The following is a 13,031-nucleotide window of genomic DNA, read 5'->3' as shown; positions in this document are numbered from 1 at the left end:
GCCGGCGTTCGCGCCCGCCGCCTGAGCGCCCGGAACCGGCCCCGCCGCCGGACCGGCCGCGGGCGAGCGGACGCCACCGCCGCGAACGCCCCGTCCACCGTCGTCACACGCACACCGCGTACGTATCCACGGAGAAGGAACCCATGAGCAAGCGCAACAGTCAGGACGCCAAGCGCGCGGCCCGCGAGCGGCTGCGCGCCGAACGCGAACGGCAGGCCAAGAAGGACAAGATGCGGCGGCAGCTCCTCGTCGGCGTCGCGGTCCTCGCCGTACTCGCCGTCGCCGGCGGCATCTTCTTCGCCGTCACCAAGCTGACCGCACCCAGCGGCTGGGAGGCGGCCAAGGAGCAGAAGCTCGTCAAGCCCGCCAACACCACGGGCAAGGGCGGGAGTTACGTCCTTCTCGGCGACGAGAAGACCAAGAAGACCATCGACGTCTACGAGGACCTGCGCTGCCCGGCGTGCGCCCAGTTCGAGCAGGGCGCGGGCAAGGTCCTGGTGCAGGGCGCCGAGGACGACAAGTACAAGCTGCGGGTGCACCTGGGCGATCTGATCGACGGCAACCTCGGCGGTGACGGCTCGAAGAACGCCATCAGCGCGCTGGGCGCCGCGCTCAACGTCAGCAAGGATGCCTACCAGCAGTACCACGACAAGCTGTACTCGCCGCAGTACCATCCGCAGGAGACGCAGGACAAGTTCGCCGAGGACGACTACCTGCTGAAGGTCGCCGACACCGTCCCCGCGCTGAAGAAGAACGCCGGCTTCAAGAAGGCCGTGGAGGACGGCACTTACGACCGGTGGGCGCTGGAGATGGTCAAGGACTTCAAGGGGAGCAAGATCCAGTCGACCCCGACGATCCGCATCGACGGCAAGGACGTCGACCAGCGGCAGCTTCCGAGCGAGCTCCAGAAGCTCGGCGTGAAGTGAGCCCCGGACCCGCGCCGTCGGGCGACGGTACGGGACGGACCTAGGCACCACCGGCGCCGCGTGCGCCACGGAGGGCCGGGACGGCAGCACCCGCCGTCCCGGCCTTCGCCTTTCCGCGGGCCGCCCGCGTACGTCCCGTACGTCCGTGCCCTACGTCCGTCCCGTACCTCTGTCTCCCGCGTCCGTCCCGTACGTCCCGCATGGCGCGACCGAACGCCGCCCGGCGGGGAGTTGAACTCTTACGAGTGCCCTGCCCGGCAGGGCTACTTGTGCGTAACATCAAGGTCCGTGACGAAGACACACGACGAACCCCCCACTTCGGCTCCGGACCACAGACCCTCGTCCGGACGCCCCAGGCGCCGTACGGTCGTTGCGGCCACCGCCGCCACCGCGGCCCTGCTCCCCCTCGCCGGCGCCGCCTCCGGCGCGTACGCGGCCGAGGGCCCCGCGTTCCTGCACGGCGTCGCCTCCGGCGATCCGCTGCCCGACGGCGTCCTCCTGTGGACGCGCGTCACGCCCTCGCCCGAGGCCGTGCCCGGTTCGGGCAAGGGCGGCCCCACGACGGTCACTTGGGAGGTCGCGGAGGACGAGGGCTTCGGCAAGGTCGTCGCCCACGGCACCGCCAAGGCCGAGGCCGCCTCCGACCACACCGTCAAGGCCGATGTGCGCGGCCTCGCGGCGGACACGGCCTACTGGTTTCGCTTCAGCGCCGGCGACGTCCGCTCCCCCGCGGGCCGTACCCGTACCGCACCCGCCGAGGACGCCGCCACCGACAACCTCCGCTTCGGCGTGGTCTCGTGCTCGCACTACGAGGGCGGCTACTTCGCCTCGTACCGGCACCTGGCCGCCCGCACCGACCTGCGCGCGGTGCTCCATCTCGGCGACTACATCTACGAGTACGGGCACGACGAGTATCTGCGCGAGGGGCAGACGAAGGAGGCCGTCCGCACCGCGCAGCCCACGCACGAGACGATCACCCTCGCCGACTACCGCGTCCGGCACGCGCACCACAAGCTCGACCCCGACTGCCAGGCGATGCACGCGGCGCACGCGATGATCGCGATGTGGGACGACCACGAGATCGCCGACGACACCTGGTCCGGCGGCGCCGACAACCACACACCCGGCGAAGAGGGCGACTGGGAAGACCGCCGACGGGCCGCGCACCAGGCCTACTTCGAGTGGATGCCGGTACGCCCCTCGATCGAGGGCACCACCTACCGCCGGCTGCGCTTCGGCCGTCTCGCCGATCTGCATCTGCTGGATCTGCGTTCGTTCCGCGACGAGCAGGCGTCCATCGGCGACGGCGACGTGATCGACGACCCGGACCGCACCATCACCGGGCGCAAGCAGCTCGACTGGCTGAAGTCCGGGCTCTCCGCCTCGACGGCGCGCTGGCGCATGGTCGGCACCTCGGTGATGATCGCGCCGGTCGCCTTCGGCTCCGTACCGGCCCATCTGCTGGGCCCGCTCGCGGAGTTGCTCGGCATCCCCAAGGAGGGACTGGCCGTCAACGTCGACCAGTGGGACGGCTACACCGACGACCGGCACGAGCTGCTGACGCACCTGCGCGACCGGCGCATCGAGAACACCGTCTTCCTGACCGGCGACATCCACATGGCCTTCGCCAACGACGTGCCCGTCAAGGCGGCCACGTACCCCGAAGAGGAGGCCGTGGCCTCGGAGTTCGTGGTCACGTCCGTCACGTCGGACAACCTGGACGACATCCTCCACGTCGCGCCCGACACCGTCTCCTCCGTGGCGGAGGCGGCGATCAAGGCCGCCAACCGCCATGTGCGGTGGCTCGACATGGACTCGCACGGCTACGGCGTCCTCGATCTCGACGCCGAGCGGGCGCAGATGGACTACTTCGTCCTCTCCGACAAGAAGGACCGCGACGCCACCAGCGAGGTCCGCCGCTCCTACCGCACCCTCTCCGGCTCGCAACGCGTGGAGAAGGCGGACGATCCGCTTCCGGGCTGACCGGGCTGACCGGGCTGACCGGGCTGACCGAGGCAACGGCCGGACGGGCCGAAGGGGCCGGAGGGCCCAACGGCGCGCAGACCGCGTACGTTCAGGGGCCTTCACGGGCCGGGTACCGCTCCGCACCCGCATCCGCGGACGGGCCCGGCCCGGCGGCCGCCCGTCAGCCCACCCCGTCCAGGAACCCCAGCGCCGTGCGCCACATCGCCTCCGCCGACTCCGCGTCGTAGTCGTCGAGTTGCTCGTCGGTGAAGAGGTGCCCGACCCCCGGGTAGCGGAAGATCTCCACGTCCGCCCCGGCCTTCCGCATCTGCAGATACCAGGCGTTCAGCCAGTCGTGCGGCTCGAAGACGTCCGGGTCGGCGACGTGGAGCTGTACGGGAAGATCGTCCCAGGCCGCGTCCTCCGGCAGGTCGGAGGTGCCGTGCAGAAGCAGCAGCGCGCGGGCGTTCTCGTCGGCCAGCGCGAGGTTCTGCGCGATCGAGCCGCCGAGGGAGAGGCCCGCGTAGACGAGTCCGCGTGCGGAGAGCGGCGCCGTGACGGTGACCGCGCGCATCAGCAGCTCGTCGCGGCCGATCTCGTCCTTCAGCTCCATGCCCTCCTCGACGGTCTCCGCCGTACGCCCGTCGAACAGGTCCGGTGTGTGCACCTCGTGCCCCGCGGCCCGCAGCCGCTCGGCCGCCGTGTGCACAGCGGGTCGCAGCCCGAGGACGGAGTGGAACAGCACGACGGTGGCCACAATGTCACTTCCCTCACATAGCACTTGAGGACCCGCTCCCGGGCAGGTCCACCGCACATGGTGGCAGGTACGGTCGGCAGTGCCGTCAATCCCCGAGGAGTCACCCCGCCATGGAGAACGTGCTACGGCCGCTCATCGTGTTCGGCGGTGCGATCGTGCTCGCGTTCGCCGTCGCCTGGGGCGTCGACCGGCTGCTGCGCCGTATCGACGCCCGCCGTCCGGAGACCCCGATGTGGGGACTGCTGCGGCGTGGTCGGGTGCCGCTGCAGGCGGTCGTCTTCGTGGCGCTGCTCAACCTCTTCTACGACCAGGCGCAGATCGCCCGCAGTTACCACCCGACGGTCAATCTGTGGCTGCACATCATCCTCATCGCGGCGACGGCCTGGCTGGTCCTGCGGATCCTCGCCGCCGTCGTGGAGACGGCCACGGTGCGCTACACGGGCGTCGCCCACGACCCGGCGCGCGCCCGCCGCGTGAAGACCCAGCTCACGCTGATCCAGCGGCTGGTCACCACGGTCGTCGTGGTCATCGCGGCCTCCGCGATCCTGCTCCAGTTCGACGCGATGAGGACGCTGGGCACCTCGATGCTCGCCTCGGCCGGCGTGCTCGGCATCGTCGCCGGTATCGCCGCGCAGTCCACTCTCGGCAACCTCTTCGCGGGTCTGTCGATCGCCTTCGGCGACATGGTGCGCATCGGCGACGAGGTCGTCGTGGACGACGAGTTCGGCACGGTCGACGAGATCACCGTCTCCTATCTGGTGATCCGCACCTGGGACGAGCGGCGCGTGACGATGCCCGTCTCGTACTTCACCAGCAAGCCCTTCGAGAACTGGTCCCGCGGCGGCCCGCAGTTGACGGGCACCGTCTACCTCCAGCTCGACCACTCGGCCCCGATCGCGGCGCTTCGCAAGCGCACGGAGGAGCTGGTACGGGCGAACGACTACTGGGACGGCCGGAACTGGAGCCTCGTGGTCACCGACACCACGCCCAGCACCATCGAGGTACGGGCCGCCGTCTCCGCCCGTACGTCCGACGACCTGTGGACGCTGCGCTGCAATCTGCGCGAACAGCTCCTCGAATGGCTTCAGCGCGAGCACCCGTACGCCCTGCCGGGCATCCGGCTCTCCTCGGCGGGCGACCGCCCGGGGCAGTACGCCAACGGGCATGCGGAGAGCGCCGGTCACCAGCCGCTGCACCAGCAGAGCCACAGGGACCACCAGGAGAGCCCCCGGGAGAGCAAGGTCTCCTAGGAGGTCCTGTACGGGCCGTCGGCACGGACGGAGAGCGGTACGGACGGGAGCGGAGCCGTCCGCTCCCCGTTCTCCGCGCTCAGATCCGGAAGCTGCGCAGATCGAGCTGGTGCAGCACGCGGTCGCACACCTCCGGATCCACGCCCGCCTCGCTGCGCGCGGCGAGCACCTCGTGCCGGGCGGCGGAGAGCAGCTCCCCGTTGAGCCGGTGGACCTTCTTCATCCGGGAGACGCGGTTGGTGTAGGCCTCGCGCCGCTCCTCGCCCACGATGTCCGGCGAGATGCGCGCCCCCACGTCGTGCGCACGCCGCACCAGCGCCTCGGAGACCTCCTCGGGAAGGTCCTCGACCGCCTCGATCTCCCGCAGCCGCTGCCGCGCGGCCTTCGCGCAGCGCAGCGCGAGCCGCCGCTCCAGCTCCCGTTCGGCGGCGCTGTCCGCCCGTACCCGCAGCCGCCGCACCAGCCACGGCAGGGTCAGCCCCTGGAGGACGAGCGTGGCGAGGACGACCGCGAAGGCGATGAAGAGGATGGCGTCCCGCTCGGGGAAGCTCCCGCCGCCCGCGACGGTCAGCGGCACGGCCAGCGCCAGCGCGACCGAGGCCACGCCGCGCATCCCGGCCCACCACACGACCGTCGTCTCACGCCAGTTGAGCGGGATGTCCTCGTCCAGGTCCTTGCGCCGGTGCAGACGCTTGGCCAGCCACGCCGCGGGCAGCAGCCACACCAGGCGCAGCACGACGACGACGGCGATCACCGCGAGCGCCGCCGGGAGCAGTTCGTCCCAGCGTCCGCTCACCGGGCCGACGACGACGGCCAGTTCGAGCCCGATGAGGCCGAAGGCGACACCGGTGACGAGCGTGTCCACGATCGACCAGAAGCTCTGCCCGACCAGCCGCCCCTGCACGTCGTCCGCGTCGACGGCCCGCCCGGAGGAGAGGAACAGCGCCGTCATCAGCACGGCCAGGACGCCGGAGCCGTGCAGCTCCTCGGCCAGTACGTACGAGGCGAAGGGCACCAGCAGCGTGAGCCCGGTCTGGAGCGTCGCGTCCGCGAGATACCCCGCGAGCTTGTTCGCGGCCCACCCCAGCGCGAGCCCGACCAGGACCGCGACGACCGCGGAGAGCACCAGTTCGCCGACCGCGCCCCCGAACGAGAACGTCCCGGTGACCGCCGCCGCGACCGCCACGTGGTAGAGCGTGATCGCGGTGACGTCGTTGAAGAGCCCTTCGCCCTCCAGGATCGACACCAACCGCCGTGGCAGCCCGAGTTGACCGGCGACCGTGGTCGCCGCGACGGGATCGGGCGGTGCGACGAGCGCGCCCAGCGCGACCGCGCCGGCCAGTCCCAGCCCCGGCACCAGCGCGTGCGAGACGGCCGCGACCCCGGCGGTCGTCACGAACACCAGCGCCACCGCGAGCAGGAAGATGGGCCGCCGGTTCGCCGCGAACTGCCGCCAGGAGGTGCGCTGCACGGCCGCGTACAGCAGCGGCGGCAGCACCAGCGGAAGGATGAACTCCGGCGGCACCTGGACGTCCGGCACGAACGGCAGCAGCGCCAGTACCCCGCCGAGCAACGTCATCAGTACGGGCGAGGGGATCCCGATCCGGTCCCCGAGCGGGACGGTCAGGACGGCACCGAGCAACAGGGCGAAAAGCAGAGCGAGTTGGTCCACGCCTACGCGCTCTCCTCCCGTACCAGGTCCAGCGCCCGCTGGAGGTCCTCCGGATATCCGCTCTCGTACTCCACCGCCCGTCCGTCGGAGGGGTGCTCGAAGGAGAGCCGTACGGCGTGCAGCCACTGCCGCTCCAGCCGCAGCCGCCGGGCGAGCGTCGGGTCCGCACCGTAGGTGAGGTCGCCCACGCAGGGGTGCCGGTGGGCGGACATGTGCACGCGGATCTGGTGCGTACGCCCGGTCTCCAGCTTGATGTCGAGCAGGCTGGCCGCGCGGAACGCCTCGATCAGGTCGTAGTGCGTGACGGACGGCTTGCCCTCGGCGGTGACGGCCCACTTGTAGTCGTGCTGCGGATGGCGGCCGACGGGGGCGTCGATGGTGCCGCTGAGCGGATCCGGATGCCCTTGTACGAGGGCGTGGTAGCGCTTGTCCACGGTCCGCTCCCGGAACTGCTGCTTCAGCAGCGTGTACGCACGCTCGGACTTGGCGACCACCATCAGCCCGGACGTCCCCACGTCCAGCCGGTGCACGATCCCCTGCCGCTCGGCGGCGCCCGAGGTGGCGACGGTGTAGCCGGCGGCGGCCAGTCCGCCGATCACGGTCGGACCGCTCCAGCCGGGGCTGGGATGCGCGGCGACGCCGACGGGCTTGTCGACCACCACGAGATCGGCGTCGTCGTGGACGACGGTCATGCCCTCCACGGGCTCGGCCACGACCCGTACGGGCTCGGGCGGAGGCGGCAGCTCCACCTCCAGCCACGCTCCGCCGTGTACGCGGTCCGACTTGCCCGCCTCGGCGCCGTCCAGCAACACCTTGCCGCCGGCGGCCAGTTCGGCGGCCTTGGTACGGGAGAAGCCGAACATCCGGGCGATGGCGGCGTCGACGCGCTCGCCCTCCAGGCCGTCCGGTACGGGAAGGGTGCGGATTTCGGGGATCGTGCTCACCCGATCGAGTATGCCGGACGCCCGCGTGCTCTCCGTCACCGCGTACGCACAGCGGACGGCGGCGGGCTAAGCGGAAGCGGAACGGGCGGTCCGGCGCGTCGACCGCTCCGGGCGCTCAGTCCCGGTGGACCGTGCCGTCCGGGTCGAGGCCGCGGAAGGAGAGGATCACGATGAGGATGCCCCCGCAGACGATCGCCGAGTCCGCGAGGTTGAAGACCGCGAAGTGCGTGGGCGCGATGAAGTCCACGACGGCGCCCTGGAAGACGCCGGGGGAACGGAAGACGCGGTCGGTGAGATTGCCGAAGGCACCGCCGAGCAGCAGACCCAGCGCGATCGCCCACGGAACGCTGTGCAGCCGTCTCGCGATCCGCGCGATGACGACGATGACGACGGCCGCGATGGCCGTCAGCACCAGGGTCAACGCCTCGCCGATGCCGAAGGCCGCGCCCCGGTTGCGTACGACGTCGAGCTGGAGCACGGTGCCGACCACCTGGATCGGCGCGTGGTGCTCCAGCTTGGCGACCGCGAGCAACTTGGTGACGAGATCGAGGACATAGGCGAGAGCGGCCACCGAGATCAGCACACCGACCCGGCGGCTGCCGCGGGGAGCGGCCTTCTCGTCACCGCCGGGCTCACCGTCGGCGGGCTCCTGCGTGGTCTCGTCGCGAGTACCGATAGTCCGCTCCACCTCAGTCACCCGACGAGGGTACGACACATGCGGACGGTCGCTGCCCCCTCCACCCCCCTCCCGCCCCTGCGGCACCTAGCGCCGCTCCTGCTGCTGCTTGCACTCCACGCACAGCGTGGCGCGCGGGAAGGCCTGCATCCGGGCCTTGCCGATGGGGTTACCGCAGTTCTCACAGAGGCCGTACGTACCGGCGTCGAGCCGCTCCATGGCGCGCTCGGTCTGGTAGAGCATCTCGCGGGCGTTGGCGGCCAGCGCCATCTCGTGCTCGCGCGTGATGTTCTTCGTGCCGGTGTCGGCGTCGTCGTCGCCCGCGCCGTCGCCGGAGTCGCGCATGAGCCCGTCGAGTGCCTCGCCGGAGGCCACCAGCTCGTTCCGCAGCCGCTCCGCCTCGCTCTGCAGCTCGCCGCGGGCCTCCTCGACCTCTTGCGGCGTCCAGGGGTCCTCGCCTTCGCGTACGGCGAGTGCGCCCGGCTCCGCCGGGGCCCCGACCGCACGTGCCGTGGGAACCTTCTCGGCCTTCGCCACCGGAGTCTTCTTCGCAGCCACCTTCTCGGCTCCTGTCGTCTGCTTCTTCGCCGTGGTCTTGTGTGCGGCACCCTTCGGCGCCGCGGACTTCTTCGCAGCCGTCTTCTTCTGCGCGGCCTTCTTGCCGGATGCGGTCTTCTTGCCGGACGCCGTCTTCGCGGTCTTCCCGGTCTTCTTCGCGGCCTTCTTGGCCGCCGCCTTCGCCGTCTTCTTCGCGGCCGGCCTGCTCTCCCCCGCCTTCCTGCCCGTCTCCCTGCCGGTCTCCTCGTCCGACGCACTCCCCGGTGCGCTCTTCTTCGCGGGAGCCTCCCCCTCCGCGGTCTGCCGGGTCTTCTTCGCCGCGGTCCTGGCCGGTGCGGCCTTCGCGGACTTCTTCGCGGACTTCTCGGCCGCGGCCTTCTTCGTGGACTTGTCAGCAGCCGCGGCGGAACTCGCGGCAGATCCTCTCGCCACCATGGCCGTGGCCCCTTCACATATTGTGATCTTGCTCGCGAAACGTGACCGGAACGATAAATCGACTCCGAACGCTCGACAACGGGGGCACGCCGGTCTCCAATCCGTTGTGCCCCGCGCGGCCCCGCGAAAACCGCCTCTGCGCAGCCCGCCACGGCCCGTACACTGGGCTGCGCGACAGGCGATGAAGGGGACGAGTAGCGTCCGTACGCAGCCGCGAGCGACCCGGGGACGGTGTGAGCCCGGGGGCCTGCACGACGCGAAGATCACCCCGGAGCCGCCGGAAGAAAGCACCGCCCGGAGCGGTGTCAGTAGACCCGGCAGCGCACCCCAATGAGGGGGCAGCGGGCACGCCCGCTGCCAAGGAGGGTGGTACCGCGGGGCCGCCGCCGTTTCGGCAGGCGCTCTCGTCCCTCCGACGGAAGCTGAGATGTCCGCCGGAGGAAGTCCCGATGCCGCAGTACAACCAGGTGCCCGCCCAGGTCGACCTGCCCGCCCTCGAGCATGCCGTGCTCGACTTCTGGCGGGACAACAAGGTCTTCGCCCGCACGCTCGAGCAGTCCGAGGGGCGGCCCGAATGGGTCTTCTACGAGGGCCCTCCCACCGCCAACGGCATGCCCGGCGCACACCACATCGAGGCCCGCGTCTTCAAGGACGTCTTCCCCCGCTTCCGTACGATGCGCGGCTACCACGTGGCGCGGAAGGCCGGCTGGGACTGCCACGGGCTCCCGGTGGAGCTCGCCGTCGAACGCGAGCTGGGCTTCAACGGCAAGCAGGACATCGAGAACTACGGCATCGCGGAGTTCAACGCCCGCTGCCGCGAGTCCGTCACCCGGCACACCGACGCCTTCGCCGAGCTGACGACGCGCATGGGCTACTGGGTCGACATGGACGACGCCTACCGCACCATGGACCCGGAGTACGTCCAGTCGGTCTGGTGGTCGCTGAAGCAGATCTACGAGAAGGGCCTGCTCGTCCAGGACCACCGCGTCGCCCCCTGGTGCCCGCGCTGCGGCACCGGCCTCTCCGACCACGAACTGGCCCAGGGCTACGAGACGGTGGTCGACCCGTCCGTATACGTGCGCTTCCCGCTGACCTCCGGTCCCCTCGCGGGTGAGGCGTCGCTCCTGGTGTGGACGACCACCCCCTGGACGCTGGTCTCCAACACCGCGGTCGCCGCCCACCCGGACGTCACCTACGTCGTCGCGACCGACGGTCTGGAGAAGGTCGTCGTCGCGGAACCGCTGCTGGAGAAGGCGCTCGGCGTGGGGGCACCTCCCGGGCCGGCAGGCTCCGGGGGAGGTTGGGAGGCGACCGGGGAGCGCTTCACCGGCGCCGAGATGGAGCGCTGGCACTACGAACGCCCCTTCAACATCGTGGAGATGGAGGGCGCCCACTTCGTCGTCAACGCCGACTACGTCACGACCGAGGACGGCACCGGCCTGGTTCACCAGGCCCCGGCCTTCGGCGAGGACGACATGCGCACCTGCCGCGCCTACGGTCTGCCGGTCGTCAACCCGGTCCGTCCGGACGGCACGTTCGAGGCCGGACTGCACCTGGTGGAGGGCCAGTTCTTCAAGAAGGCCGACGAGGCGCTCGTCGCCGACCTCGACGCACGGAACCTGCTGCTGCGTCATGTCCCGTACGAGCACAGCTATCCGCACTGCTGGCGCTGCCACACGGCACTGCTCTACTACGCGCAGCCGTCCTGGTACATCCGTACGACCCGGATCAAGGACGAGCTGCTGGAGCAGAACGAACTCACCAACTGGTATCCGGAGTCGGTCAAGCACGGCCGCTACGGCGACTGGCTCGACAACAACATCGACTGGGCGCTCAGCCGCAACCGCTACTGGGGCACGCCGCTGCCGATCTGGCGCTGCGCGGAGGGCCACACGACCTGTGTGGGCTCCCTCGCGGAGCTGACGGAACTGACGGGCACCGATCAGTCGGGGCTCGACCCGCACCGCCCCTACATCGACGAGGTCGCCTTCGCCTGCCCGGCGGAGGGCTGCGTGCTGGAGGCCGTACGCGTCCCCGAAGTCATCGACGCCTGGTACGACTCGGGCTCGATGCCCTTCGCACAGTGGGGATACCCGTACAAGAACAAGGAGTTGTTCGAGAAGCGCTATCCCGCGCAGTTCATCTCCGAGGCCATCGACCAGACGCGCGGCTGGTTCTACACGCTGATGGCCGTCGGCACGCTCGTCTTCGAGAAGTCCTCGTACGAGAACGTCGTCTGCCTCGGCCACATCCTCGCCGAGGACGGCCGCAAGATGTCCAAGCACCTGGGCAACATCCTCGAGCCGATTCCGCTGATGGACCAGCACGGGGCGGACGCGGTGCGCTGGTTCATGGCCGCGGGCGGCTCACCATGGGCCGCCCGCCGGGTGGGCCACGGCACGATCCAGGAGGTCGTCCGCAAGACGCTGCTGACGTTCTGGAACACCGTGGCGTTCCAGGCGCTGTACGCCCGTACGTCCGCCTGGGCGCCCTCCGAGACGGACCCGGCGCCCGACAGCAGGCCGCTGCTGGACCGCTGGCTGCTGAGCGAACTGCACGCGCTGGTCGACCAGGTGACCCTGGCCATGGAGAACTACGACACCCAGCGCGCCGGCAAGCTGCTGTCGACGTTCGTGGACGACCTCTCCAACTGGTATGTACGGCGCTCCCGTCGGCGCTTCTGGCAGGGCGACCCGGCGGCGCTGCGTACGCTGCACGACACCCTGGAGACGGTGACGCGGCTGATGGCGCCCATCGTGCCCTTCGTCACCGAACGGGTGTGGCAGGACCTGATCGTCCCGGTCACACCCGGAGCCCCCGACTCGGTGCACCTGACCGACTGGCCCGAGGCGGACCTCGGCAAGGTCGACCCGGAGCTGTCGCAGGACATGCTTCTGGTGCGCCGCCTCGTGGAGTTGGGGCGTGCGACGCGCGCCGAGTCGGGCGTCAAGACGCGTCAGCCGCTCTCCCGCGCGCTCGTCGCGGCGCACGGCTTCGAGACCCTCTCCCCCGACCTGCGCAACCAGATCACGGAGGAGCTCAACGTCAGCGCGCTCGCCTCCCTTTCGGAGGTCGGCGGCTCGCTGGTGGACACCTCGGCCAAGGCCAACTTCCGTGCCCTGGGCCGCCGTTTCGGCAAGGGCACCCAGGCGGTCGCCAAGGCGATCGCCGATGCGGACGCGGCGGCCCTCTCGACGGCGCTGCGCGAGGGCACGGCGACGGTCGAGGTGGACGGCGAGGACGTGCCGCTCTCCCTGGAGGAAGTGATCATCACGGAGACGCCCCGCGAGGGCTGGTCCGTCGCGTCCGACTCGGGCGCCACGGTCGCCCTCGACCTGGAGATCACGCCCGAGCTGCGCCGTGCGGGCCTCGCCCGTGACGCGATCCGCCTCATCCAGGAGGCCCGCAAGAACTCGGGCCTCGACGTCGCCGACCGCATCGCGCTGCGCTGGTCGACGACGGACAAGGAGGTCGAGCAGGCCCTGCTCGACCACAGCGGCCTGATCTCCGACGAGGTCCTCGCGGACGACTTCGAACCGGCGTCCCCCCAGGACGGCGAGGAGCCCGCGTTCGGCACCCCCTTCGAGGACGAGTCGCTCTCCCTCACCTTCCGGCTCCGCAAGCTCTGACGAGCCGCCCGAGGGGCGTTCAACGGCACGCGGCGGCGCCTGTCCGCAGAGACGGACGGGCGTCGCCGCTGTCGCTTGGCATCCGGGAGGTCGCCGGACGTCCGGCTGGCGGGGTGAGAAGAGGCTCCGACGCTTCGCGGTGCCGCACAGGGGCGCTGTGCAGCCGCCCGCGCCGCGCTCACCGGTCATGCCAAGGGCCGGGCCCGGAAGCCTTTCGCT

Annotated in this window: 9 protein-coding genes; 4 read left to right on the top strand and 5 right to left on the bottom strand. The window is 70.8% G+C overall.

What is annotated here, in order from left to right:
* Positions 1-143: 143 nt before the first annotated feature.
* Together AN218_RS21565 and AN218_RS21560 are read left to right on the top strand one after the other, a co-directional pair.
* Positions 144-926, top strand: a complete 783-nt coding sequence (locus tag AN218_RS21565) for a thioredoxin domain-containing protein (protein WP_070018549.1) — start codon at positions 144-146, stop codon at positions 924-926.
* 288 nt (positions 927-1,214) lie between these two features.
* Entirely contained in the window at positions 1,215-2,909 is a 1,695-nt protein-coding gene (locus tag AN218_RS21560; protein WP_070018548.1) for an alkaline phosphatase D family protein, read from the top strand.
* 163 nt (positions 2,910-3,072) lie between these two features.
* Here the strand turns inward: AN218_RS21560 and AN218_RS21555 are convergent, their stop codons facing one another.
* Complete coding sequence (locus AN218_RS21555; RefSeq protein ID WP_070018547.1) at positions 3,073-3,648, bottom strand: dienelactone hydrolase family protein; 576 nt, start codon at positions 3,646-3,648, stop codon at positions 3,073-3,075.
* 110 nt (positions 3,649-3,758) lie between these two features.
* Between AN218_RS21555 and AN218_RS21550 the strand changes: the two genes are divergently transcribed.
* Positions 3,759-4,898: a mechanosensitive ion channel family protein gene (locus AN218_RS21550; protein ID WP_079132431.1), complete on the top strand. Its 1,140-nt coding sequence runs from the start codon at positions 3,759-3,761 to the stop codon at positions 4,896-4,898.
* A 79-nt stretch (positions 4,899-4,977) separates the two neighbouring features.
* Here the strand turns inward: AN218_RS21550 and AN218_RS21545 are convergent, their stop codons facing one another.
* The 4 genes from AN218_RS21545 to AN218_RS21530 all read right to left on the bottom strand — a co-directional run bounded on the left by AN218_RS21545 (position 4,978) and on the right by AN218_RS21530 (position 9,183).
* On the bottom strand, positions 4,978-6,570 hold the full coding sequence (locus tag AN218_RS21545; RefSeq protein WP_070018546.1) for a Na+/H+ antiporter: 1,593 nt from the start codon (positions 6,568-6,570) through the stop codon (positions 4,978-4,980).
* A 2-nt stretch (positions 6,571-6,572) separates the two neighbouring features.
* Positions 6,573-7,514 (bottom strand): RluA family pseudouridine synthase, encoded by a 942-nt coding sequence (locus AN218_RS21540; protein ID WP_070018545.1) that lies wholly within the window; start codon positions 7,512-7,514, stop codon positions 6,573-6,575.
* A gap of 115 nt (positions 7,515-7,629) precedes the next feature.
* On the bottom strand, positions 7,630-8,211 hold the full coding sequence (lspA, locus tag AN218_RS21535) for a signal peptidase II (protein ID WP_070018544.1): 582 nt from the start codon (positions 8,209-8,211) through the stop codon (positions 7,630-7,632).
* Positions 8,212-8,277: 66 nt separating this feature from the next.
* Positions 8,278-9,183: a TraR/DksA family transcriptional regulator gene (locus tag AN218_RS21530; RefSeq protein WP_070018543.1), complete on the bottom strand. Its 906-nt coding sequence runs from the start codon at positions 9,181-9,183 to the stop codon at positions 8,278-8,280.
* Between the two features lie 449 nt (positions 9,184-9,632).
* Here AN218_RS21530 and ileS point away from each other — a divergent pair, with 449 nt between their 5' ends.
* Positions 9,633-12,812, top strand: a complete 3,180-nt coding sequence (gene ileS / locus AN218_RS21525) for an isoleucine--tRNA ligase (protein ID WP_070018542.1) — start codon at positions 9,633-9,635, stop codon at positions 12,810-12,812.
* Positions 12,813-13,031: the final 219 nt, after the last annotated feature.

The organism is Streptomyces nanshensis (assembly GCF_001751255.1).
Lineage (GTDB): Bacteria > Actinomycetota > Actinomycetes > Streptomycetales > Streptomycetaceae > Streptomyces > Streptomyces nanshensis_A.
Note: the sequence above shows the minus strand (reverse complement) of the source record. Positions and strands in the feature narration are given on the sequence as shown.

Coding starts and splice junctions, on each gene's coding strand:
- AN218_RS21565 (WP_070018549.1), top strand. CDS start 144: ATGAGCAAGCGCAACAGTCAGGACGCCAAGCGCGCGGCCCGCGAGCGG.
- AN218_RS21550 (WP_079132431.1), top strand. CDS start 3,759: ATGGAGAACGTGCTACGGCCGCTCATCGTGTTCGGCGGTGCGATCGTG.
- AN218_RS21530 (WP_070018543.1), bottom strand. CDS start 9,183: ATGGTGGCGAGAGGATCTGCCGCGAGTTCCGCCGCGGCTGCTGACAAG.
- ileS (WP_070018542.1), top strand. CDS start 9,633: ATGCCGCAGTACAACCAGGTGCCCGCCCAGGTCGACCTGCCCGCCCTC.